Genomic DNA, 23,261 nt, shown 5'->3' on the forward strand with positions numbered 1-23,261 from the left:
TAGCTATATCGCTGGGATAGCCGTTGTTTGGACCTGCCTCCCCGTTGTCGTCGCGCCGAGCGGAGAGGGTTTTCGCGGGAGAAAAGGCGCTGGATGTCTGAGCGGAGCCGCAGGCGTAGCGAGTTCAGCGCCGCCCGCGAAAAGCCTCGCAGCGAGGGAAACCCCGGACCGCGAAGCGGGCCGGGGTCGCGGCAGTCGGGCGTGTTTCTTGGGTACTTCTTTGCACGAGCAAAGAAGTACCTCGCGGCGCGCTGGCGAGTCAGCGCACGGCAGTATGTGGACCGAAGGCACCGTAAACACCGGAGGACGAACCAGGCCCAGCCACATCACGGCAGGCGGCCGGACAGCGCCACCGAAAACACTCGAGGTCGAACAAGGGCCAGCCTCGGGGCGCGGGATGATGGCCCAGAGGCTGGGAACGGCAGGGCGGGTCAGGCGGTTTCGAGGCCCTGGGCCTGGAGGTCGGCGTGGTATGACGAGCGGACCATCGGGCCGCTGGCCACCTGCTTGAAGCCCATCTCGCGGGCACGTTCGCCCAGCTCGTCGAACTCCTCCGGCGACAGGAAGCGCGTCACCGGCAGATGGTGGCGCGACGGCTGCAGGTACTGGCCCAGGGTCAGCATGTCGCAGCCATGCTCGCGCAGGTCCTGCAGGACCTCCAGCAACTCCTCGCGGGTCTCGCCCAGCCCCAGCATCAGGCCGGACTTGGTCGGCACGCCGGGGTGCTGCTCGCGGAACTGCCGGAGCAGGTCCAGCGACCAGGCATAGTCGGCGCCGGGGCGCGCCTCGCGGTACAGGCGCGGAACGGTCTCCAGGTTGTGGTTGAAGACGTCCGGCGGGGCCTGGTGCATGATCTCCAGCGCCCGGTCCATGCGCCCGCGGAAGTCCGGCACCAGGATCTCGATCCGGGTGTTCGGGTTGAGGCTGCGCACCTCGCGGATGCAGTCCACGAAGTGCCCGGCCCCGCCGTCGCGCAGGTCGTCGCGGTCCACCGAGGTAATCACCACGTAGTTGAGGCCCAGCGCCTGGATGGTCTCGGCCAGATGGCGCGGCTCGTCGGCATCCAGTGCCTCCGGGCGGCCGTGGGCCACATCGCAGAACGGGCAGCGACGGGTGCAGATGTCGCCCATGATCATGAAGGTGGCAGTGCCGTGGGCGAAGCATTCGCCCAGGTTGGGGCAACTGGCCTCTTCGCAGACGGTGTGCAGCTTCTGTTCGCGCAGGATGCCCTTGATGCGCTGCACCTCGGGGCGGGCCTGACTCTGGGCGCGAATCCACTTGGGCTTGCGCTGCGGGCGCTCGGTGGGATTGATCTTGACCGGGATGCGCGCGACTTTGTCGGCGGCGCGCTGTTTCTCTCCGGGCTGGGGGCGGGTGCGTGTGTCCATGGACCTTCCCTGAATCTCTCGGGCGGCCGGTGTGTGGGCGGCCGACGTGGGGCGACTGGGCGGTACCGGGTCAGGCAACCTGACGAATCAGTTCCTCGACCTCCTGCCGCGCGGTCTCGATCGCGGGCAGGCTGCCATCCTCGTCGAGGATGAAGCCGAGCCGTTCCACGGCCCGCAGATCGGCGAGCGGGATGCGGTCGGCAAGCGGGTCGTCCTCGGCATCTCGCGGGCACGCGGCGCGTGCGATCCGCACGATGTCCGTCAGGACAGGGGCCTCGGGGTTCTCCGGGCCGCCGGAATCGCGAATGGCGTCAATGATATCGGATGACAGATCCCATTGCTGGGCAACCAGTTCGCCGATCAGGCCTTCGAGACGAAACAACACCCGTTCGACCTCTTCCGGCGTTCGGTCAGGGTGGGTGCGGGCGACCTCGGCGATCACTGGAAGGGCGCCCACCCGGTGCAGCAGACCCGCCAGCAGGGCGGTCTGCGGATCGACTGCCTCGCACTGGTCGGCGAGCACGCAGCTGATGGCCGCGATGCGCGCGGAGCGGCGCCACAGGCGTTCGAGGAGGTCGTGGTAGGGGCTGTCGCGATGGATGAAGACCTGGTGCATGGCCAGGGCCATCACCAGTTGGCGGGTGCGTTCGAGCCCCAGCCGGGCCACGGCATCCTGCAGGCGTGACACCTCGCGGCGGCTGCCCATGGCCGGGCTGTTGGCCACGCTCAACAGGCGCCCCGCCACGCTCGGATCTTCCTCGATGATGCGGGTGGCCTCGGCAATGGAGACGTCCGGATCTTTCAGGGCCTGCTGCAGGTGCAGCGCCACCTCGGGGAGCTGGGGCAGGGCCAGCTCGCCCGAGTAGGCATGCGTGTAGATGCTGCCGAACAGCTCGCCCTCGAGGTCGGACAGCTCGATCTCGCTGACCTCGACGCTGTCCTGCCCGCCGCCGTCGACCAGGGTCTCGTAGACCTTGCGGTCCAGCATCGCCAGGGTGGCGCGGGTCGCGGCGATCGCATGGCTGTGATAGTCGTGGGGTTCGAACAGCGGGTTGAGGGCCTCGCTGGAGTCCCCGTTGAGCATGACCGAGTTGCGCCCGCTGGCCAGGATCATCCGCCCCTCCAGCAGGAAGATCATGCTGCGGAATTCGTCGCGCGCATGCAGCTTGAACCCCGGATCCACCGTCATGGTGCGGGCATGCTGCAACAGCTTGTCGCGGGCGCGCTCGCTCAGTTCGGCGAACGGGCGCAGCTGTGGAAGGCGTTTTTCGATCACGGGGGTTCAGACGTTGAACATCGCGCGGAGTTCGGCCAGGTCCTCGGCGCGTTCCTCGAGGAACGCGATCGGTTCCCCCGGCGCCGGCGGCTCGATCCCGAGGACGCCGAAGGCGGCGACCTCGGCCGCATCGGGCACGGTCTCGCCCTCGGCGCGTCGGGCGGCCCATTCCGCGACCAGCGCGATGCTGGCGTAATCCGGTTCGCCGGCGCGATAGCCCCAGTCCCCGGCATGCTCCGCGACCGTGACCAGGTCGCCCCCGAGATCCCAGTAGTTGATCACCAGGACGCCGGCGAGGTTGCGCAGGCGCCGGACCAGCGACTGCACGCGCTCGGTGTCGGGGTGGTCCTCGCGCAGCTCCACGAACTGGATGATCGGGACCGCGCCGATCCCGGAGACCAGCCCGGCCAGCAGGGCGCGTTCGCGGTCCAGCAGCTTGAGCGAATCCGCGATCAGGTAGCTGTAGGCGGATTGCAGGGCGCCATGCTTCCAGCTGGCCTCCATGGCGTCGCGGGTGGAGGCGTGCTTGGCCTTGAACGCCTGGCGCAGCGCCATGTTCATCGCCAGCATGCGGGTGTTGCGAAAGCCGAGGCGATTGACCGCGTCCCGCACGGACTGGATCTGCTTGGCGGCGCGGAACAGCGGGCTGTTGGTCGCGTGCAGCAACGCCCCGGCGATGGTGCCGTCACGCTGGATGACCTCGGTCAGCTTGTCGAGGTCGGCGTCCGGGTCGTTGGTCAGTTCCTGAATACGCAGTGCGATCTCCGGCATGGTCGGCAACTCCAGCCGGTTGCTGGTAATCAGGTCGTAGAGCTCGCCGAAGAAAGCGCCTTCGGTATCGTCCAGGTCGGTGTCATGCACGACCAGCGAAGCGCTGTGGGCCTTTTCGAGGGCCGCGGTCGGGATCTCCAGCATCTGGCAGGTCTTCTCGGTGATCAGGAAGTCCTGCTGGCCGATGTTCTGGTCGAACATCTGCAGCGGGCTGTCGGGGTCGGCCGCATCCAGGGTGATACGCGCCGGGCTGCCGCCGCTGACGCGGACCAGCTGGCCGCTTACCAGGAACAGGTAGCGGTCCTCGACCTCCTGCGGGCGCAGGCGCCGACCGGCGTCCAGCTCCCGTGCCAGGCAGGCCGAGGCGAGTTCGCTGCGGGCCTGGTCCGACAGGCCGGAGGTGAGGTCCAGGTCCTGAAGCAGGGTGTCGATGCTGGTGCTATCCATGGGGCGGTTCCCGGTCCGTGCTGTGCCAATCCATTCCCGCGTCGCGACGCCGCAGGAAGGGCAGCGGGGCGGGCGCGCGTGCGCGATCTAGTCAATGGACGCCAGTGTAGCATCCGATCCCGCCACAGGAACCGCCGCCGCGGCCCCGCGGCAGGCGAAGCGCGGCCGGTCGTCGTGGTCGATCAGGTCGTGGGATTGCAGGAAGCGGCGCGCGTCGGCGGCATCCTCGCGAAACCATGCGGCGGTGCTGCCCAGGCGGAAGCTGTAGCCCCAGGTGTCCATGTCCCGCATCAGCCGCTCGCGGCCGACGCCGGGCAGCTCGTCAGCCAGCAGGATCTGCAGGTAGCAGACACCGCATTCCTCGAGGTCGTCGCCGCCGGCATTGGTGTGCAGGGTGGCACGCCGCGTGGCGTCCATGCAGATCAGGTGTCCGGCCTCGTGCAGAGCCGAGTGGATCGGGGTGTCCGGGCGCACGTGGACCTCCAGGCCGATAATCCCGGCCTCGGGTTCGCCCCACCAGGTGCCGGGCAGCGGGGCCCGGGCCGGATGTGTCACCAGACGCAGGCCGTAGCGCGCCAGCAGGTCCGCGAGGGCCTCCCGCAGGCCGGGGTCGCCGCAGGTCTGGATCGCGGAGGGGCTCATGCGTCTGGCCGACCGGGCAGGGCGCTGCTGTGCTTGCGGCTGCGCCGGGGGCACTCCTCGGGATGCTCGCGGCACCAGGCGTCGACGCGCTCGGCGAGGTCGTCCTGAAAGCACAGCAGGTAGAACCGGGCCTGTTCGCGGTTGACGATGGCCGGGCGTCCCAGGGTGTCGACTACCCCGGTGCGCAGGGCCGCGATGATCGCGTTGGCGGCCTTCTTCTGTGGCCAGGTGGTGATCTGCTCCCAGGCCTCGGGGGTGAAGTACAGGCGCAGCAGGTCGGGGCGGGTGGTCAGCAGCATGCGCGTGACGTTGCGCAGCGTGGTCTCCGCCTCGCCCCAGTCCTGGACCAGTCCGCCTTCCAGCAGGCGCTCGATCTCCTCGCGGCCCTTGGGTGACAGCATGGGCGGATGCGGTACGCCTCAGGCGTCCGGTGCGTCCTCCGGCGTGAAGGCGCGGATGGACAGCGCGTGCACCTCGCCGGAGTCGATCTGATCGCGCACGGTGGCGTAGACGGTCTGGTGCTTCTTGACCGCGTTCATGCCGGCGAACTGCGGGCTGACGACCAGGGCCTCGAATTTGCCCTCGCCCCCGGTGACCTCGACCTTCTGGGCCTCCGGCAGGCCGGCGCGGATGAGTTCGGCCACTTGGCTGGCTTCCATGATGAGTCCCCTTGCGTGCGTGTGATGAGTGCGAATGTCAGCCGCGGATGATAGCCGGGCGTCTGGCCCGACATGAAGTGCCCCCACACGGGGAACTCCAACCCGGAGTGGGGTTCCCATCGGAACACCTGCATGGAAAGTCGGGGTGGTTTGGTCCGACCCGAACCGGCTCGCTAGCATCAGGCCATCATCGACCGGCCCGCCGGGCCACGGAGGCAAAGACCATGATCTTCAAGCAACTGTTCGAGGACGAGTCGTCCACCTATACCTATCTGCTCAGCTGCCCGGATACCGGGAAGACGGCCCTGATCGACCCGGTCATCGAGACCGTCGACCGCGATCTGCGCGTGCTGCAGGAGATGGGCCTGAGTCTCGACTACGTGATCGAGACCCATATCCATGCCGATCACATCACCGGTGCGCGGATGCTGCGCGAGAAGACCGGCTGCAAGCTGGGCGGTCCGGCGATGGACGAACTGCCCTGCCGGGATTTTGGCCTGCGCGAGGGTGAGCCCTTCCAGGTGGGCAACCTGGTGATCAACCCGCTGTACACCCCGGGTCACACGGATGCGCACCATGCCTATCTGATGGATCACGTCGGCCTGAAGATGCTGTTCTCCGGTGATGCCCTGCTGATCGAAGCCTGCGGCCGCACGGACTTTCAGTCGGGGGATGCCAAGACCCTGTACCACTCGATCCAGGACAAGTTCTTCACCCTGCCGGACGAGACCCTGGTGTACCCCGCGCACGACTACGAGGAGCGCCAGATCACCACCATTGGTCAGGAGAAGATGCGCAACCCGCGCCTGGGCAAGGGCAAGCCGGAGGCCGAGTTCGTGAAGATCATGGACGAGATGGACCTGCCGTACCCGAAGAAGATCGACTGGGCGCTGCCCGGCAACGAGGGCTGCGGCATCTGTCCGGACAACCTGCCGGACGAGAAGAAGCGCCTCTGCGAGACCGATCAACAGGGTTAGTCCGATCCCTTCCGGTGGCCCCGCCAGGAGCCACCGGTTCCGAATGTTCATCCGGTGGGCGGTTTTTACCGCCTGCCGGACCCCGTACACTCCCGCGATGACCGACCACACACCCGCTGACGCGCCGGGCTCGCTCGCGTCGCCGAACCCGCTGGAACGTCTGCGCGCGATCATGGCGCGGTTGCGCGATCCCGGGGCCGGTTGTGCCTGGGACCGGGCGCAGACTGCGGGCAGTATCGTCCCGTTCACCCTGGAAGAGGCCTATGAGCTGGCCGACGTGGTCGCCCGCGACCAGGGCGCGGATGCGGACACCCGGGAGCTGCGTGACGAGCTGGGGGATCTGCTGTTCCAGGTGGTCTTCCAGGCGCGTATCGCCGAGGAGGCCGGTCGCTTCGATCTGGATGATGTCGCCCGCGCGATTGGCGACAAGCTGGTGCGCCGGCATCCGCACGTGTTCGCCGATGTCGAGCACGGCTCGGATGCCGAGCGCGAGGCCGCCTGGGAGGCGGACAAGGCGCGCGAGCGTGCGGCGCGCGCCCAGACCAGCGCGATGGACGATATCCCGCTGGCGTTGCCGGCCCTGTCGCGCGCGGTGAAGAGTCAGCGCCGCGCCGCGCGCCTGGGTTTCGACTGGGACGACCCGGCCCCGGTGGTCGCCAAGATTCACGAGGAGCTGGCCGAGGTGCAGGCGGCGGTGGACCAGGGCGAGCCGCCGGCGCGCATCGCCGAGGAGGTCGGCGACGTGTTGTTCGCGGTCAGCAACTGGGCGCGGCATCTGGGGGTGGACCCGGAGGGCGCGCTGCGCGGCAGCACGCGCAAGTTCGAGGCCCGTTTCCGCCAGATGGAGGCGCTGGCCGCGGCCAGCGGCGAGACCCTGGCCGGGCTCGATTTCGACCGCCAGGAGACCCTTTACCAGGAGGCGCGGCGTCTTGAATGCGCGACCCGGGACACATTCGATACCAAGGACCCGACATGACCGAAGCCGTTGAGCTGCCCGACCACTTTCTGCCCGCCCGGATCGAGACCATCGAGCAGGTTACCCCGCTGATCAAGGTATTCACCCTGGCGGCGGACCCGCAGCGGTTTTCCAGCAAGGCCGGCCAGTGGCTGGACCTGGTGATCCCGCAGGCGGAGGGCAAGCCCTTCGTCGGGGGGTACTCGGTGGTTTCCGCGCCGCGCGCCGACGGGCGACTGCAGCTGGCCATCAAGTACGCGGATCATCATGCGGCGACCCATTACCTGCACACGGAGGCCGGCGAGGGCGACACGGTGTACATCACGCCGGGGCAGGGCAGCTTCTTCTTCGAGCCCGGCATGGCGCAGAACGTGGTGCTGCTGGGGGCGGGCATCGGGGTCACGCCGCTGTTCGGCATCCTGCGCGCGATCCATGCCGGGATGCCGGACGTCTATGCCCACCTGGTCTACAGCGTGGCCCACCAGGACGAGGTGCTGTTCCCGCAGGAGCTGGAGGCGATGGCCGCGGCACCGAACATCGATGTCAGCCTGACGGTCACGCGCGAGGCGGAGGACTGGCTGGGGCATACCGGCCGCATCAGTCATGCGTTGCTGGAGTCGCTGGACCTGCCGCGCGATGCGCTGTTCTATTTCTGCGGGTCGCGCGAGTTCATCGAGGACATGGCCACCCTGCTGGCGGAATGGGGCATCCCCGAGGCCCAGCTGAAATACGAGAAGTGGTGGTAGTGCGCCAGGCGGCGGTCTGAATTGGTCATTGCGAGTCGCCGCAGGCGACGAAGCACAAAAGCAGCGAAGCTGCGTTGAACGGCCGCAGGCCGGCCCGAAGGGCGAGCGGAGCGAGTAATCTCCCAACGCTGGCAGTGCGCCGGGATCAGGTGGCTGAGCACATCGATTGCCACGTCGCCTGTGGCGCCTCGCAATGACGGGGTGGCTTACGGGCGGCGGGTGTCGCGCGGGCGCAGGGCGTTGTCGGGGGCGAGGATCGTGGGCTGTCCGTCCAGTGCCGGATCGGTGTCGGGGTAGTCGCGGATATAGTGCAGGCCGCGGCTCTCCTGGCGCGACAGCGCGCTCTTCACGATGATCTCGGCGACCATGGCCAGGTTGCGCAGCTCCAGCAGGTCCGGGGAGATGCGGAAGTGGCTGTAGTACTCGTGGATCTCCTCCTGCAGGATGCGGATGCGCCGCTCGGCGCGGTGCAGCCGTTCGCGGGCGCGCACGATGCCCACGTAGTCCCACATCAGGCGGCGCAGTTCGTCCCAGTCGTGGGCCACCACCACCTCTTCCTGTGACTCGGTGACCCGGGACTCGTCCCAGGCCGGTGGGACCGGGAGCTGCTCGGGGGCGGGCAGATCGGTCTGCGACAGGATGTGATCGGCCGCGGCACGGGCGTAGACCAGGCACTCCAGCAGCGAGTTGCTGGCCATGCGGTTGGCCCCGTGCAGCCCCGTGTAGGACACCTCGCCGGCGGCGTACAGCCCGGGCAGGTCGGTCTGACCGAAGTGGTTCACCATCACGCCGCCACAGGTGTAGTGGGCAGCCGGGACAACCGGCAGCGATTCCCGGGTCATGTCGAAGCCGAATTCCAGGCAGCGCTCGTAGATCGTGGGGAAATGCTCGCGAATGAACTCGGCCGGCTTGTGGCTGATGTCGAGGTTCACGTGGTCGATGCCGAGGCGTTTCATCTCGTGATCGACCGCGCGGGCGACGATATCCCGCGGGGCCAGTTCCGCGCGCTCGTCGAAGCGCGGCATGAAGCGCTCGCCGTCGGGCAGGAGCAGCACCCCGCCCTCGCCGCGCACCGCCTCGGAGATCAGGAACGACTTCGCCTTCGGGTGGAACAGGCAGGTCGGGTGGAACTGCATGAACTCCATGTTCGCGATGCGACAGCCGGCGCGCCAGGCCATGGCGATGCCGTCGCCGGTCGCGCCGTCCGGGTTGGAGCTGTACAGATAGACCTTGCTGGCCCCGCCGGTGGCCAGGATCACGGTCGGCGCCAGCAGGGTCTCCACCTCGCGGGTCTTCGCGTCCTGCACGTAGGCGCCGATCACGCGGCGGCTGCCATCCACCGGCTGGGTGATCAGGTCCACCGCCACATGGCGTTCGAAGACCTCGATGCTGCCCTGGCCCGAGGCGTTGCGCACCAGTGCCTCCTCGATCGCGCGGCCGGTGGCATCGGCGGCGTGTGCCACCCGGCGCGCGCTGTGCCCGCCCTCGCGGGTGAGGTGCAGGCGGCTGCGGCCTTCCAGGGGTTCCCGGGTGAACGGCACGCCCAGGTTGAGCAGCCAGTGGATGGCCTCAGGGCCGGCCGCCACGGTGCGGCGCACGGCGTCCGGGTCGCACAGGCCGGCACCGGCGTCCAGGGTGTCCTGGATATGGGCGTCGAAGGAGTCGGTGCGGTCGAGTACTGCGGAGATGCCGCCCTGGGCATAGCGGGTGGAACCCTCGTCGACCGGACCCTTGCTGATCACGGTGACGCGTCGATGCGGGGCCAGGTGCAGGGCCGCGGAGAGCCCCGCCGCGCCGCTTCCGATCACGAGGACGTCCGCCAGGCGCGGTTGTTGTACTGTCCCCATGGGTCAGGTAACGTGCTGCGCTTGTTGCCAGAGCAAAATGTGGCCCTTGCGCAACAGTGTTGTGCGCAAAGCGAACTTAATGCGAGTCAGGCGGTCCATGCACCATAGATTACCGGAGACCGGTGTGCTGGCGGGAGTCCCCGCATGAGCGAGAAGGCTTCCGACGAGGCCCTGGTCAAGCGAGTTCAGAACGGCGACAAGGCGGCTTTCGACATCCTGGTGCTGAAGTATCAGCACAAGATCGTCAACCTGGTCGGGCGCTATGTCCATGACCATGCGGCGGCCCTGGATGTGTCCCAGGAGGCCTTTATCAAGGCCTACAAGGGGCTGGCGAACTTTCGCGGCGAGAGTGCGTTCTATACGTGGCTCTACCGCATCGCCATCAACACGGCCAAGAACCACCTTGTCTCCCAGGGACGGCGTCGGCCCGAGGCCGAGGTCGATGCGCAGGACGCGGAACAGATGGGCGGTGACTCCGCCCTGAAGGACAGTGCAACCCCGGAGGGGGAGCTGTTGTCCGAAGAGATTGAAGGGGCGGTGCGTAGCACCATCGAGGAATTGCCCGACGACCTTCGGATGGCCATCACGCTGCGCGAGATCGAGGGACTGAGTTACGAGGAGATCGCGCAGACGATGGGATGCCCGATCGGCACGGTCCGCTCGCGCATCTTCCGGGCCCGCGAGGCCATCGACCGGACCTTGCGTCCGTTGCTAGACAACAACTGAACGAGTAGCGCCATGAAAGAACAAGTCTCCAAGAACGAACGTCTGTCGGCTCTGGTGGACGGAGAAACGGATGACTTCGAGACGCGTCGCCTGATGGACGAACTGGTGCGGTCCGAGGAGGATCGGGCCCGCTGGGAACGCTATCACCTGATCGGCGACAGTCTGCGCGGGGGGATGCGTCGCACCGCACCCGCGAGCTTCATGGACGGCGTCCAGGCGGCCCTGGCCGAAGAGGCCCCGCTGTCGGTCGCGCGCAAGCCGGATCAGCCGCGCTGGCTGAAGCCGGTGGCCGGTACTGGCGTCGCCGCCGCGGTCGCGATGGTCACCCTGGTCGGGATGCAGATGATCGGCCCCGACTCCGGTGCGCCGGAGGCGACGCCGGTCGCCAGCGAGGGCACGCCGGCGCAGCTGGCCGACGGTATCCAGCGGGTCAGCACCACGGGTTCCGAGGCGCCGGCCACCGAGCCGGAAGGCCTGGATCCGCGCTTTGCCCGATACCTCGAAAACCATGCGGAACTGATGGGGCCGGGGTCCACCGCCCTGGGTCGTGTTCGCTTTTCGGTGAGTGACGAGTAACGCGTGATGCGCCGCAGCCTCGCGTACGCCCTGGTTGCCGCTACCGCGCTTTGTTGTCTGCCTTTGCCGGTCCTGGCGGGGGAGGCATCCCCCGCCGACTGGTTGCAGCGTATGACCGGCAGTCTGCACTCGGAGAGTTACCAGGGGACCTTCGTGCTCCAGCGCGACGACCGGCTGGACGCCATCCGCGTGGTACATGCCGCCGAGAACGGTGGCTACCGTGAACGTCTGGAGACCCTGACCGGCGCCCCGCGCGAGATCCTGCGTTCGGTCGACCGGCTGAGTGCCCTGAAGGGTGCCCGGGCGGCGGCGGGTGAGCCCCCGCACGGCCCGGCCGGTGCGCCGGTGTTCCTACTTGAGCGCCATGATTACTATGAACTGAAGGACATGGGCGCGGACCGGGTGGCCGGTCTCGAATGCCGCATGATCCTGGCGCGGGCGCGCGATACCTTGCGCTACAGTCATCGCTACTGCCTGCACACGGAGACCGCGCTCCCGCTGCTGAGCGAGCTGTACGACGGGCATGGCCATCTGCTGGAACGTCTCGCGTTCACCAGTCTCGAGCGCCTGGAGGAGGTCGCCGAGGGTGCTCTCGAGCCCACGCAGGAAGACGCGGAGCGGGTCGAAGTGCGGGCCGATCGTGGCCACAAAAAGCCCGAATGGGACGAACAGACGGGCATGGACGGCTGGCACTTCGATGCGCTGCCGGACGGTTTTACCGCGATCGCCGCGACCGAACGTCCGGTCGGGGATGGCGAGGCCCGTCTGCGCCACTTCGTGCTGAGCGACGGCCTTGCCTCGGTTTCGGTGTATATCGAAAAGACCAGTGGCGAGCGAATGTTCGAGGGCACGACCCGCGCGGGCGCCACGCACGGCGCGGCCCGCTCGATTGCCGGGCACCAGGTAACCGCGGTGGGCGACGTCCCGCGGGCCACGGTTCAGGGTGTGCTGGATGCGATCGTGTACCACTCCGGTGAATGATCCCTCGCGGGGCGCAGCATGAGTGAATGGATCCGCGAACGGGGCATTGTGCTGTCGGTGGAGGGCTATGCGGCGCGCGTGCGCATTGAGCGCCAGTCGACCTGCGGCAGTTGTTCGGCCCGTTCGGGCTGCGGCAGCGGGGTGCTCTCCGAGGTTCTCGGCCGCAAGGCGGTGGAGGTGACCGTCGGGCATCCTGGAACGCTGCAGCCCGGGGATACCGTGACCCTGGGGATCCGTGACCAGGCCCTGGTCTCAGGGGCCCTTGCAATGTACCTGCTGCCACTGGCCGGGCTGGTGGCGGCGCCCGGCCTGATGATGCTGGTCGCGCCCGGGCTGGGCGAGGGAATACACCTGCTCGCCGGCGCCCTGGGCTTTGCCGCCGGCCTGTATGCGGTACGCGTCTGGCTGCGCCGTCGGGCGCCGGATCTGGCGCCGGTGCTGCTGGAGCGTCATCCGGCCTCGGGGGTGCATGGCTCCGCCGGCTCCGTGCTCACGCCGCGACCCTGAGGGTCTGTGTGCGCCCGCGGGAACTTGCGGGTGGGTGCGGCTTTCTAGAGCGTTGAACCTTCGACTTCCCAATGCGGATCAGATGATGATGAAACCGATGCAATGGGCACTGGTGGCCCTGACCTTTCTCGCCCTGTCGCTGCCGGCCTCGGCGCGCATGCTGCCGGACTTCGTGCCGCTGGCGGAGGAACACAGCCCGGCGGTGGTGAACATCGCCACCACCCGCGAGCGCGAGAATCCGCATCGCGGCCAGATGCCGGACTTCGAGGGCACGCCCTTCGAGGACCTGTTCGAGCGTTTCTTTGGCGGTCCGGGCGGCTCGGGCGAGCGCGCCCCGGAGAGCTTCGAACGCAACTCGCTGGGTTCCGGCTTCATCTACACCGAGGATGGCTACATCATCACCGCGAACCATGTGGTGGACGGAGCCTCGGAGGTCGTCGTCCATCTGTCCGACCGGCGCGTGTTCGACGCCGAGATCGTCGGCAAGGACCCGCAGAGTGACGTGGCCCTGCTGAAGATCGACGCCGAGGACCTGCCGACCCTGAAGCTGGGTTCTTCGTCCGACCTGAAGGTCGGCGAATGGGTGCTGGCGATCGGTTCGCCGTTCGGCTTCGATCACTCCGTCACCGCCGGCATCGTCAGCGCCAAGGGGCGCAACCTGCCGACCGAGAACTACGTCCCGTTCATCCAGACCGACGTGGCGATCAATCCGGGCAACTCGGGCGGGCCGCTTCTGAATCTGGATGGCGAGGTCATTGGCATCAATGCCCAGATCTACAGCCGCACGGGCGGCTTCATGGGCCTGTCCTTCGCCGTGCCTATCGAGATGGTGGAGGACGTGGTGCAGCAGCTGCGGGAACACGGCGAGGTGACGCGCGGCTGGCTGGGTGTGTTGATCCAGGAGGTTACGCGCGAGCTGGCCGACTCCTTCGGCATGGACAAGCCCACCGGCGCCCTGGTCGCGCGGGTGCAGGCCGACAGCCCGGCGCAGAAGGCCGGCTTCGAGACCGGTGACGTGATCCTGTCGTTCAACGGCATCGAGGTGCCCAACTCCTCCGCTCTGCCGCCGATCGTCGGGCGCACGCCGGTGGGTACCGAGGCCGAGGTGGAAGTGCGCCGCGGCGACGAGACCCGCACCATCACGGTCGAGATCGAGCGCCTGTCGGACGACATCTCGGCCCAGCGTGGCGGGCCACAGCGGCAGACGCCGGAGCGGACCGAGCCGCAGAGCCTGCTGGGGATGGTCCTGGAGCCGCTGGAGGCCGAACGCGCCGCGGAGCTGGACGTGGACGCCGGCGTGGTCGTGCGGGAGGTCGTCGACAACCCGGCGCGTTCCGCCGGCCTGCGCCCCGGCGATGTGATCGTGCAGTTCGGCGGCCATGCCATCGACTCGGCGGAGACGCTGGAGCAACAGATCGCCGAGGTCGGCGACCGGCGGACGGTGCCGGTCCTGGTGTATCGCGGCGACAACCCGACCTACATCGCCCTGCGCATCCCGCGGGACTGAGACCGCCTTCGGGGCGCACGCCCCGGGGCCGCCATGGAGCAAGGGAGGGCTGTCGGCCCGGTCGGCAGCCCTCCCGATCGTTTGCGGATGACCGAACTGACGCTTTATCACCGCGAGAGCTGCGGTCTCTGCCATGACATGCTGGCCGAGATTATGGCCCTCAAAAGCCGTTATACTTTCGCGCTTACGGTCGTCGACATCGACGAGGACCCGGAGCTGCAGGCGCGTTTCAACGTCAAGGTCCCGGTGCTTGCGGTCGACGGCGACATTCTCTGCTGCCATTTCCTCGACCGAAAGGCACTGCTGGACCAACTGGCCCCTGCATGACCGAAACCCGCCTTACCCGCAATTTCTCCATCATCGCGCATATCGACCACGGCAAGTCCACGCTGGCGGACCGCCTGATCCAGGGCTGTCATGGCCTGACCGAACGCGAGATGTCCGAGCAGGTGCTGGACTCGATGGATCTGGAGCGCGAGCGCGGGATCACCATCAAGGCGCAGAGCGTCTCGCTGTACTACGACGCCCAGGACGGTGAGCGCTATCAGCTGAATCTCATCGACACCCCGGGGCATGTGGACTTCTCCTACGAGGTCTCGCGCTCGCTGTATGCCTGCGAGGGTGCGTTGCTGGTGGTGGATGCCTCGCAGGGCGTCGAGGCGCAGAGCGTCGCCAACTGCTACACCGCGATCGATCAGGGGCTCGAGGTCGTCCCGGTGCTGAACAAGATCGACCTGCCCGCCGCCGAGCCAGACCGGGTGGCCGCGGAGATCGAGGACGTGATCGGTATCGAGGCCACGGATGCCCTGCGCGTCTCCGCCAAGACTGGCGAGGGTATCGCCGAGCTGCTGGAGGAGATCGTGCGCCGGATCCCGCCACCGGAGGGCGATGCCGAGGCCGCGCCCAAGGCGCTGGTGATCGACTCCTGGTACGACAACTACCTGGGCGTGGTGGCGCTGGTGCGGGTCAAGGCCGGACGCTTCTACGCGGGCCAGAAGATCAAGGCGATGTCGGTGGGGCGGGCGCACGAGGTCAGCCGGGTCGGCGTATTCACGCCCAAGCCGGTGGACCGCAAGACGCTGGAGGTTGGCGAGGTCGGCTATCTGATCGCGACCATCAAGGACATCTCCGGGGCCAAGGTGGGCGACACCTTCACCGATTTCAACAACCCGGCGGACGAGCCGGTACCGGGCTTCCAGGAGATCCAGCCGCGGGTATTCGCCGGGCTGTTCCCGGTCAGTGCGGACGACTTCAACGACCTGCGCGAGGCGCTGGACAAGCTGCGCCTGAACGATGCGGCGCTGTCGTTCGAGCCGGAGACCTCGCAGGCGCTCGGGTTCGGCTTTCGCTGCGGCTTCCTCGGCATGCTGCACATGGAGATCGTGCAGGAGCGCCTGGAGCGGGAATACGACCTGGACCTGATCACCACCGCGCCCACCGTGGTCTACGAGGTGGAGCGCAACGACGGCGAGGTGGTCTCGGTGCACAACCCCTCCGAGCTGCCGGCGAACAACGAGGTGGCCGAGATCCGCGAGCCGATCATCGAGGCGAATATCCTGGTCCCGCAGGAGTATGTAGGGGCGGTGATCACTCTGTGTGTCGAGAAGCGCGGTGTGCAGACGAAGATGCAGTACCTCGGGCGCCAGGTGCAGCTGTCCTACGAGCTGCCGATGTCCGAGGTGATGCTCGACTTCTTCGATCGGCTGAAGTCCGCGACCCGCGGCTATGCCTCGTTCGACTACCAGCCGCTGCGCTTCCAGGCGGCGCCGCTGGTGCGCGTGGACATCCTGATCAATGGCGACCGCGTGGACTCGCTGTCGGCCATCGTGCATCGCGACCATGCCGAGTCGCGCGGGCGCGAGATCATCGAGCGCATGGCCAAGATCATCCCGCGTCAGATGTACGAGGTGGCGATCCAGGCGGCGATCGGTTCCAAGATTATCGCGCGCGCCACGGTCAAGGCGATGCGCAAGAACGTGCTGGCCAAGTGCTACGGCGGCGACGTAACCCGCAAGCGCAAGCTCCTGGAGAAACAGAAGGCCGGCAAGAAGCGCATGAAGTCGATCGGCAAGGTGGATGTGCCGCAGGAGGCCTTCCTGGCGGTGCTGTCGGTGGACGACGACAAGAAGTGACAATCAGGCCTGCGGCCCGGAAGGGCCGTCGGGCACTCCCCGGCGGGCCGGGAACAGAGGACACGGCATGGCAAATCTCGAACTGATCCTGGTGCTGGCAACCGCCGTGACCGGCCTGATCTGGCTGGGCTGGGTGATCCTGCGGCGGCGTCGCAGCCCGGAGCGCCAGCGGGCGATGCCCTGGTTCGTGGACTACTCGCGTTCGTTCTTCCCGGTGCTGCTGATCGTGCTGATCCTGCGCTCGTTCGTGGCCGAGCCCTTCCGTATCCCCTCCGGGTCGATGATGCCCACCCTGCTGGTGGGCGACTTCATCATGGTCAGCAAGTTCTCCTACGGGATCCGCCTGCCGGTCACCCGCACCAAGATCCTCGATACCGGCGAGCCGGAGCGTGGCGAGGTCGTGGTGTTCAAGTATCCCCGCAACCCGCAAGAGGACTACATCAAGCGGGTCATCGGTCTGCCGGGCGATACCATCGCGTTCCGCGATCGCGTGCTGTACGTGAATGGCGAGCCGCAGCCGGCCGAGCGGGTTGGAACCTTCGAGGGCGAGGGCTCCGGGCAGGTCATGTCGGGCGCGTCGATGTTCGAGGAGACCCTGGATGGACGCACCTACAACACCCTGATGCGCGAGCAGCAGGCGAGCCTCGACGGTTCGGTCACGGTCCCCGACGGTCACTACTTCATGGTCGGTGACAACCGCGACAACTCCAACGACAGCCGGGTCTGGGGGTTCGTCGCCGAGGAACACCTGGTGGGCCGGGCGCTCTTCATCTGGCTGCATTGGGATTACAATGAAGGCCATCGGGACTTTTCCCGGATCGGCCAGGCGATTCGCTAGGCCGTATTCCGCGGGAGCAGGCAACCAGGGGGCAGGGTATTCATGCGACATTCCAGACACTCGATGCAGGGCGCGGGCGCGGTGACGATTCTTGCGCTGATCTTCCTCGCGCTGCTGGTCGGCACCTTCGTGATCAAGATGGGTACGCAGTACACCCAGTTCCTGACTGTGCGCTCGATCATGCAGGATGTGGCCACCCAGACCGGCGCCGCCGACAAGAGCGAGCGCGAGCTGTGGCGCGAGATCAATCGCCGGTTCCAGATCAATTCGGTATACGACGGGATCGGCGAGGACAACTTCAGCGTGACCGAGCACGGGGAGGGCCGCCGCCTGAACCTGGAATACGAGGTGCGCCGCGAATTCCTCGGCAACGTGGACGTGGTGGCACGCTTCTCGAACAGCGAGACACTCGCCCCTTGAGGAGGGCGGCGTCGATCCGTTGCATGCCTCCAGGGGTGTTTTCGTGAGTCGTGACTTTCGCAGCCTGCTGCCGCCGGCCGTGCGCGATGGCGAGGGTGTGGGCCAGGCGCTGACCCACCGCAGTGCCGGCGGGCGCAACAACGAGCGTCTCGAATTCCTCGGGGATGCCGTGCTGGGCCTGGTGATCGCCGACGCCCTGTACGAGCAGCTCCCGGACGCCCCGGAGGGCGACCTGACCCGCCTGCGTGCCGCGCTGGTCAATCGCGAGTCGCTGGCCGCGCTGGCGCGCGAGACGGGACTGGAGGGCACGCTGAACCTGGGCCAGGGCGAGCGCAAGAGTGGTGGTCAGCGCCGCGACTCCATCCTCGCGGATGCCGTGGAGGCCCTGATCGGGGTGACCTATCGCGAGGCCGGCATGCAGGCCGCGCGCGAGTTCACCCTGGCGCTGTACGCCGAGCGCCTGCAGGATCTGCCGTCGGCCGAGTCGCTGAAGGACCCGAAAACCCGCCTTCAGGAACAGCTGCAGGGCCGCAATGCGGAGCTTCCGGTCTACGAGGTGCTGGAGGTGGCCGGCCCCGATCACAAGCGCCAGTTCACCGTGGCGGTGCACCTGCCCACCCAGGGCTGGGGGCAGCGCGGCCAGGGCTCCTCGCGGCGCCGCGCCGAGCAGGCCGCGGCCGAGGCCGCCCTGAAGCGCCTGCAACAGGTACAGGAACAATGAGCGAAACCGATGACCGCCCCGCGGGCGAATCCACGCGCTGTGGTCTGATCGCGCTGATTGGTCGGCCCAACGTGGGCAAGACCACGCTGATGAACCGTCTGGTCGGCGAGAAGCTGGCGGCGACGACCCGGCGGCCCCACACCACGCGCAACCGCATCCTCGGAATCGTGACCGAGGGGCAGGACCAGATTGTGCTGATGGATACGCCCGGCATCGACACCGAGCGCACCCAGCTCGTGAACCGCGTCCTCAACCGCACGGCCAGCCAGGCGCTGGCGGATGCCGACCTCGTCTGCTTCATCGTCGAGGCCGGCCAGTTCGGCCCGGGCGACGAACGCATCGAAGAGACCATTCGGCATTCCGGGCGCCCGGCGCTGCTGGTGATCAACAAGGTCGACCAGTTCCGCGAGAAGGAGGAGCTGCTGCCGTTCATCCAGGCCCGGGCCGCGAGTTTCGACTATGCCGGCGTGGTGCCGCTGTCGGCGAAGACCGGCTCCAATCTGGAGGGCCTGATCGCGGAGATCCGGGGGCACCTCCCGCAGGGCCCGTTCCTGTACGACCCCGATCAGCTCTCGGATCGTCCTCAGCGTTTTCGCGCCGAGGAGATGATCCGCGAATCCATGCTCGAGCATCTGGGGCAGGAGGTTCCGTACTCGGTGGCGGTGCGCGTGGAGGACTGGTCGGACGAGCCACGCACGACGCATATCGACGCGGTCATCCTGGTCGAGCGCGACAGCCAGAAGGGGATCGTGATCGGCAAGGGTGGCCAGCGCCTCAAGCGGATCGGCCAGGCGGCCCGCGTCCAGCTGGAAGAACTGCTGGAGCGCAAGGTCATGCTGCGTCTGACCGTGCGGGTGGAGGCCGACTGGACCCGCAACCCGCGGGCCCTGCGCGAACTCGGCATCGAAGAACCCCGATGAGGGCCCCGCGACGGGCATGAGTGGCGCGGGGTCGGCGGTCACCCAGGGGGTCGTGCTGCACGCCCGCCCGCTGCGCGAGAACAGCCGCGTGCTGGATCTGCTGACCGCCGGGAGCGGCCGCCTGTCGGCGGTGGTGCGCGGCAAGGCCGGGTCTGTCCAGCCGTTCGTGCTGCTGGATCTGGCCTGGCGCGGGCGCGGCGAGTTGCCCACCCTCAGCGTCGCTGAGCAGCAGCGGGTCTTCCCGCTGACCGGACGGTCCCTGGTCTGCGGGCTGTACCTGAACGAGCTGATCCTGCGCCTGTACCCGCGCGAGGCCCCGATCCCGGAGGCCCTGCCCGCGCTGCTGTCCGCCTACGCCCGGCTGGCCGCGGGCGAACGCGCCGATACCGCCCTGCGTCGTGCCGAATGGGCCCTGCTTGCCCCGCTGGACTCCGGGCTGGAGCATGTCGAGCCGGCCGAGCTGGACCCGGATGGCTGGTATCGCTACGACCCGGAGGCCGGACTGGAGCCCGTGGCCGCCGGACGGGGCGAGGCGATCCCCGGTTCGGCGCTGCGGGCGCTGGCCACCGGGGAGGACGTGCCGGATAATCATGCCCGCGTCAGTCGCGACTTCATGCGCCGGCTGATCGACATCCACCTGGCCGGCCGGCCCCTGCGCACCCGGGGTCTGCTGTAGGCTTCGGGACCGCATCCAACCAAGGGCATCGCCTCATGTCGCATCCTGCTCCGCTCAAGCTCGGGGTCAATCTCGATCACATCGCCACCATTCGCCAGGCGCGGCATACGCCGTATCCGGACCTGATGCAGGCGGTGCGCCTGGCCGAGGCCAGCGGCGCAGACTCCATCACCCTGCACCTGCGCGAGGACCGCCGCCATATCCAGGACGACGATGTCTTCGGGATCAAGCCCCGGCTCAAGGTCCCGATGAACCTGGAGATGGCGGCCACCGAGGGCATGCAGGCGATTGCCCTGAGGCTGCGCCCGGAGGCGTGCTGCATCGTGCCGGAGAAGCGCGAGGAGCTGACCACCGAGGGTGGGCTGGATGCCGTGGGGCAGCTGGAGCGCCTGCGCGAGTTTGTCGCGCCCCTGACCGCCGCGGGGATCGAGGTCTCGCTGTTCGTGGAGCCGGATGCGCGCCAGCTGGAGGCGGCGGTGGCCATTGGCGCGCCGGTGGTGGAGCTGCACACCGGTGCCTATGCCAACGCCCGTGATGCGGCCGAGCGCGAACGCCTGCTCGCCGGCATTAACGAGGCCGCTGCCGCCGGCCGGGAGATGGGTCTGGTGATCAACGCCGGCCACGGGCTGGACTACGACAACGTGCGCCCGATCGCGGCCAACCCGGTGTTTCACGAGCTCAATATCGGGCATTCGATCGTCGCGCGGGCCCTGTTTACCGGCCTGCCCGAGGCGGTCAGTCACATGCGCGGGCTGATGGATGCTGCCCGCCAGGGGCTGCCGGCCGGGCAGTACCCGGTCTGAGCGCGATGATCCTCGGGATCGGGACCGATCTGGTGCAGGTCGCGCGCATGCGCGGCATGTGGGAGCGCCACGGCCGCCGCCTCGCCGAGCGCATCCTGCATCCGCTGGAGCAGGCCGATCTGCCATCCCATGAACCGGCCGGGTTTCTGGCCCGGCGCTTTGCCGCCAAGGAGGCGCTGGCCAAGGCGCTGGGCTGCGGGGTCGGGGCCGACATGGCGCTGTCGGAGGCGGGGGTGACCCATGACGCTCGCGGGCGCCCCGAATTCGTGCTGGCCGGGCGGGCCCGGGCCACGGCAGACCGCCTCGGTGTGCGCGCGATCCATCTCAGCATCAGCGACGAACGCGAATACGCCCAGGCCTTCGTGGTCCTCGAAGGTGGCGAGTAACCCGCCTTTCCCTCCGGGCGAGGTTGCCCGGGTTGGGGCGGCTCCCTAGAATGTGACTCCTTATGCCTGCCGGTGTCCGCGGATGTCGCGGCAGGCCAGCCCTGAGCGAGCGACGGAGCCCAGTCAATGCCCTGGAACGAACCGGGAAACAACAACCGCGACCCCTGGAGCGGGGGTGGCGGCGGCCAGCGCGGTAGTGGTGGCGGTGGCGGGGGTGGCAATCAGCCCCCCGACCTCGAGGAGATGATGCGCAAACTGTCGCGTCAGCTGAATGGCATCTTCGGCGGGGGCGGCAGCGGCGGCTCGGGTGGTTCCGGCGGTGGCATGGGTCGGGGCGCACAGGCCCTGGTCAGCCTCGGTCTGATCATCGCGCTGGTGGTCTGGCTGGCGTCCGGCTTCCACATCATCTCGGAAGGCGAGCGTGGCGTGGTGCTGCGCTTCGGCGAGTTCCAGCAAGTGAAGAACCCGGGGCCGGGCTGGCATCTGCCCTATCCCATCGAGCGCATCGAGATCGAGAACGTCGACAACGTCCGGACGCTCGAGCATCGCGCGCTGATCCTGACCGGCGACGAGAACATCATCGATGTCGATATCGCGGTGCAGTACCGCATCCTCGACCTGGTCGATTATCTCTTCAATGTCCGCAACCCGAACGCCACGGTGAATCGGGTGATGGAGTCGGCGATCCGCGAGCGCATCGGCAAGAACAACCTCGAATTCATTCTCGGCGAGGGGCGTGGCGAGATCGCCTCGTCGTCGCGCGTGGTGATGCAGGAAAACCTGGACGCCTATGGGGCCGGCATCATCGTCACCGCCGTGTCCATGCAGCAGGCGCAGCCGCCGGAACCGGTGCAGGAGTCCTTTGCCGACGCGATCCGCGCCCGCGAGGACGAGGTGCGTTTCCGCAACGAGGCCGAGGCCTACGCCAATGGCGTGATCCCGCGGGCCCGCGGTCAGGCCGCCCGCATCATCGAGGAGGCCGAGGGCTATCGCGATCAGGTGATCGCCCGGGCCGAGGGTGATGCCTCGCGCTTCGACCAGTTGCTGGCCGAATACCAGCAGGCCCCGGACGTGACCCGGGATCGTCTCTACCTGGAGGCGGTCGAGGCCGTGCTGGAGGATTCGCGCAAGCTGATGCTGGACGTGGGTAGCAGCAACAACCTGATGATGCTGCCGCTGGATCAGTTGTTCCAGGGCGCCGCGCGCAGCGGGAACAGTTCCGGCGACACACCGACACCGCGACCGCTGGATACCAGCCGCAGTGTCTTCAGCAACAGTGGCTCGGGTACGAGCAGCCGGCTGGGTGATCGCGACCCGGCCGCCCAGCGTTCGCGGGAGGTGCGCTAATGCTCCGCATAGCCGGTATTGCCGTGGTCGTGCTCGGTATCGTCGTCGCCCTGTCGACTTACACCGTTGACGAGCGCGAACGCGTGATCAAGTTCGCCCTGGGGGAGATCCGCGAGGTCGATCCGGCCCCGGGCCTGCACTTCAAGTTCCCGCTGATCCAGAACGTCGAGAAGTTCGACGCACGGATCATGACGCTGAACATCCCGCCGGATCGGTTCCTGACCTCCGAGGCGAAGAACATCATCGTCGATTTCTACGCCAAGTGGCGGATCGACGATGTCGGACAGTTCTACCGCGCCACGCGCGGCGACGAGCGTCTGGCCGAGGAGCGCCTGGCGCAGATCCTGCGCGACGGGATGCGTAACGAGTTCGCCCGCTTCGAACTGCAGGATGTGGTCGCTGGCGAGCGCCTGACGATCATGGGCGCAGTGCGTCAGACGGCACTGGAGACCGCTCAGGAGCTGGGTATCAATCTGGTGGATGTGCGCATCCGCCGCATGGATCTGCCCGACGAGGTATCCGAGTCGGTGTACGAGCGCATGCGGGCCGAGCGTCAGCGCGTGGCCCAGGACTTCCGGGCCCGCGGCCAGGAAGAGGCCGAGCGCATCCGCTCGCGGGCCGACCGCGAACGCACGGTGATCCTGGCGAATGCCTATCGCGACTCCGAGGAGATCCGCGGTGCCGGTGACGCCCGGGCGACGGAGACCCTCGGGCGTTCGTTCGGCGAGGACCAGGACTTCTTCCGCTTCTATCGCAGCCTGATTGCCTACCGCAACAGCATGAGCGGCGAGAACAGCACCTTCATCCTGGAACCGAACTCCGAGTTCTTCCAGTACTTCAATGCCCCCGGGGGCGAACGTCCGGCGCCGCTGCCGCCCCGCTGAGCGGGGCGGAAACCGGGTGGCTGCGGCCGCCCCGAAGGTCGCCGTTTGCAACGGGCCCGGAAGTATCCGGGCCCGACTTTTGCCGGACGGCGGGCCGGGCGTGGTGGATGACAGGACAAGGACAGGGAT

At 67.9% G+C, this 23,261-nt stretch carries 26 protein-coding genes; 19 read left to right on the plus strand and 7 right to left on the minus strand.

Translation table 11 applies throughout. The features are described from left to right. Nucleotides 1-431: 431 nt before the first annotated feature. The 6 genes from lipA to F793_RS0112290 all read right to left on the minus strand — a co-directional run bounded on the left by lipA (nucleotide 432) and on the right by F793_RS0112290 (nucleotide 5,183). Nucleotides 432-1,388, minus strand: a complete 957-nt coding sequence (gene lipA, locus F793_RS0112265; protein WP_018877067.1) for a lipoyl synthase — start codon at nucleotides 1,386-1,388, stop codon at nucleotides 432-434. A gap of 70 nt (nucleotides 1,389-1,458) precedes the next feature. Continuing rightward, complete coding sequence (locus F793_RS0112270; protein WP_018867209.1) at nucleotides 1,459-2,664, minus strand: HDOD domain-containing protein; 1,206 nt, start codon at nucleotides 2,662-2,664, stop codon at nucleotides 1,459-1,461. 6 nt (nucleotides 2,665-2,670) lie between these two features. Beyond that, nucleotides 2,671-3,882, minus strand: coding sequence for an HDOD domain-containing protein (locus tag F793_RS0112275; RefSeq protein ID WP_018882799.1), 1,212 nt, complete (start codon nucleotides 3,880-3,882; stop codon nucleotides 2,671-2,673). Between the two features lie 87 nt (nucleotides 3,883-3,969). Further along, the gene (locus tag F793_RS0112280; protein ID WP_018882798.1) at nucleotides 3,970-4,524 is read right to left on the minus strand and encodes a hypothetical protein; all 555 of its coding nucleotides are present in this window, start codon (nucleotides 4,522-4,524) and stop codon (nucleotides 3,970-3,972) included. Then, on the minus strand, nucleotides 4,521-4,925 hold the full coding sequence (locus tag F793_RS0112285; RefSeq protein WP_018877071.1) for a hypothetical protein: 405 nt from the start codon (nucleotides 4,923-4,925) through the stop codon (nucleotides 4,521-4,523). Before F793_RS0112285 ends, F793_RS0112280 begins: the two co-directional genes overlap by 4 nt. A gap of 18 nt (nucleotides 4,926-4,943) precedes the next feature. After that, nucleotides 4,944-5,183, minus strand: a complete 240-nt coding sequence (locus F793_RS0112290) for a BolA family protein (RefSeq protein WP_018867213.1) — start codon at nucleotides 5,181-5,183, stop codon at nucleotides 4,944-4,946. Nucleotides 5,184-5,407: 224 nt separating this feature from the next. On the opposite strand from F793_RS0112290, the gene F793_RS0112295 reads away from it, so the two are divergent. From F793_RS0112295 to F793_RS0112305, 3 genes are read left to right on the plus strand one after another with little or no spacing between them, the layout of a single operon-like run. Then, nucleotides 5,408-6,160, plus strand: a complete 753-nt coding sequence (locus F793_RS0112295; protein WP_018867214.1) for an MBL fold metallo-hydrolase — start codon at nucleotides 5,408-5,410, stop codon at nucleotides 6,158-6,160. 43 nt (nucleotides 6,161-6,203) lie between these two features. Next, on the plus strand, nucleotides 6,204-7,136 hold the full coding sequence (gene mazG, locus F793_RS0112300; RefSeq protein WP_018882796.1) for a nucleoside triphosphate pyrophosphohydrolase: 933 nt from the start codon (nucleotides 6,204-6,206) through the stop codon (nucleotides 7,134-7,136). Continuing rightward, nucleotides 7,133-7,861 carry a ferredoxin--NADP reductase gene (locus F793_RS0112305; RefSeq protein WP_018867216.1) on the plus strand — a complete coding sequence of 243 codons (729 nt, stop codon included), beginning with the start codon at nucleotides 7,133-7,135 and terminating at the stop codon, nucleotides 7,859-7,861. Before mazG ends, F793_RS0112305 begins: the two co-directional genes overlap by 4 nt. 206 nt (nucleotides 7,862-8,067) lie before the next feature. Here F793_RS0112305 and nadB read toward each other — a convergent pair whose 3' ends face one another. Beyond that, complete coding sequence (gene nadB, locus F793_RS0112310) at nucleotides 8,068-9,708, minus strand: L-aspartate oxidase (protein WP_019592816.1); 1,641 nt, start codon at nucleotides 9,706-9,708, stop codon at nucleotides 8,068-8,070. A 144-nt stretch (nucleotides 9,709-9,852) separates the two neighbouring features. On the opposite strand from nadB, the gene rpoE reads away from it, so the two are divergent. The 16 genes from rpoE to hflC all read left to right on the plus strand — a co-directional run bounded on the left by rpoE (nucleotide 9,853) and on the right by hflC (nucleotide 23,132). Further along, nucleotides 9,853-10,434 carry an RNA polymerase sigma factor RpoE gene (gene rpoE / locus F793_RS0112315; protein WP_018867218.1) on the plus strand — a complete coding sequence of 194 codons (582 nt, stop codon included), beginning with the start codon at nucleotides 9,853-9,855 and terminating at the stop codon, nucleotides 10,432-10,434. Between the two features lie 12 nt (nucleotides 10,435-10,446). Continuing rightward, entirely contained in the window at nucleotides 10,447-11,010 is a 564-nt protein-coding gene (locus F793_RS0112320) for a sigma-E factor negative regulatory protein (protein ID WP_018881561.1), read from the plus strand. A 6-nt stretch (nucleotides 11,011-11,016) separates the two neighbouring features. After that, a complete protein-coding gene (locus F793_RS0112325) occupies nucleotides 11,017-11,991 on the plus strand; it encodes a MucB/RseB C-terminal domain-containing protein (protein ID WP_081618414.1) in 975 nt (324 codons plus the stop codon). An 18-nt stretch (nucleotides 11,992-12,009) separates the two neighbouring features. Continuing rightward, nucleotides 12,010-12,498: a SoxR reducing system RseC family protein gene (locus F793_RS0112330; protein WP_018877076.1), complete on the plus strand. Its 489-nt coding sequence runs from the start codon at nucleotides 12,010-12,012 to the stop codon at nucleotides 12,496-12,498. Nucleotides 12,499-12,580: 82 nt separating this feature from the next. Next, on the plus strand, nucleotides 12,581-14,005 hold the full coding sequence (locus F793_RS0112335) for a DegQ family serine endoprotease (protein ID WP_018882795.1): 1,425 nt from the start codon (nucleotides 12,581-12,583) through the stop codon (nucleotides 14,003-14,005). An 87-nt stretch (nucleotides 14,006-14,092) separates the two neighbouring features. Then, on the plus strand, nucleotides 14,093-14,332 hold the full coding sequence (locus F793_RS0112340) for a glutaredoxin family protein (RefSeq protein ID WP_017940958.1): 240 nt from the start codon (nucleotides 14,093-14,095) through the stop codon (nucleotides 14,330-14,332). Next, on the plus strand, nucleotides 14,329-16,137 hold the full coding sequence (lepA, locus tag F793_RS0112345; protein ID WP_018867223.1) for a translation elongation factor 4: 1,809 nt from the start codon (nucleotides 14,329-14,331) through the stop codon (nucleotides 16,135-16,137). The genes F793_RS0112340 and lepA overlap by 4 nt, the downstream gene beginning before the upstream one ends. 67 nt (nucleotides 16,138-16,204) lie before the next feature. Continuing rightward, complete coding sequence (gene lepB, locus F793_RS0112350) at nucleotides 16,205-16,975, plus strand: signal peptidase I (RefSeq protein WP_018877078.1); 771 nt, start codon at nucleotides 16,205-16,207, stop codon at nucleotides 16,973-16,975. Nucleotides 16,976-17,038: 63 nt separating this feature from the next. Further along, complete coding sequence (locus F793_RS0112355) at nucleotides 17,039-17,395, plus strand: DUF4845 domain-containing protein (protein WP_018867225.1); 357 nt, start codon at nucleotides 17,039-17,041, stop codon at nucleotides 17,393-17,395. A 43-nt stretch (nucleotides 17,396-17,438) separates the two neighbouring features. After that, entirely contained in the window at nucleotides 17,439-18,116 is a 678-nt protein-coding gene (gene rnc, locus F793_RS0112360; RefSeq protein WP_018867226.1) for a ribonuclease III, read from the plus strand. Next, nucleotides 18,113-19,036 (plus strand): GTPase Era, encoded by a 924-nt coding sequence (era, locus tag F793_RS0112365; RefSeq protein ID WP_018881562.1) that lies wholly within the window; start codon nucleotides 18,113-18,115, stop codon nucleotides 19,034-19,036. The genes rnc and era overlap by 4 nt, the downstream gene beginning before the upstream one ends. Nucleotides 19,037-19,052: 16 nt before the next feature. Then, nucleotides 19,053-19,712, plus strand: coding sequence for a DNA repair protein RecO (locus F793_RS0112370; RefSeq protein ID WP_018867228.1), 660 nt, complete (start codon nucleotides 19,053-19,055; stop codon nucleotides 19,710-19,712). Between the two features lie 35 nt (nucleotides 19,713-19,747). Further along, on the plus strand, nucleotides 19,748-20,515 hold the full coding sequence (gene pdxJ, locus F793_RS0112375; protein ID WP_018867229.1) for a pyridoxine 5'-phosphate synthase: 768 nt from the start codon (nucleotides 19,748-19,750) through the stop codon (nucleotides 20,513-20,515). Nucleotides 20,516-20,520: 5 nt separating this feature from the next. Then, nucleotides 20,521-20,901 carry a holo-ACP synthase gene (acpS, locus tag F793_RS0112380; RefSeq protein ID WP_018867230.1) on the plus strand — a complete coding sequence of 127 codons (381 nt, stop codon included), beginning with the start codon at nucleotides 20,521-20,523 and terminating at the stop codon, nucleotides 20,899-20,901. Nucleotides 20,902-21,027: 126 nt separating this feature from the next. Next, nucleotides 21,028-22,248, plus strand: coding sequence for an FtsH protease activity modulator HflK (gene hflK / locus F793_RS0112385; RefSeq protein ID WP_018878321.1), 1,221 nt, complete (start codon nucleotides 21,028-21,030; stop codon nucleotides 22,246-22,248). Further along, complete coding sequence (gene hflC / locus F793_RS0112390) at nucleotides 22,248-23,132, plus strand: protease modulator HflC (RefSeq protein WP_018867232.1); 885 nt, start codon at nucleotides 22,248-22,250, stop codon at nucleotides 23,130-23,132. The genes hflK and hflC overlap by 1 nt, the downstream gene beginning before the upstream one ends. Nucleotides 23,133-23,261 lie beyond the last annotated feature (129 nt).

The organism is Thioalkalivibrio sp. ALE22, assembly GCF_000381445.1.
Taxonomy (GTDB): Bacteria; Pseudomonadota; Gammaproteobacteria; order Ectothiorhodospirales; family Ectothiorhodospiraceae; genus Thioalkalivibrio.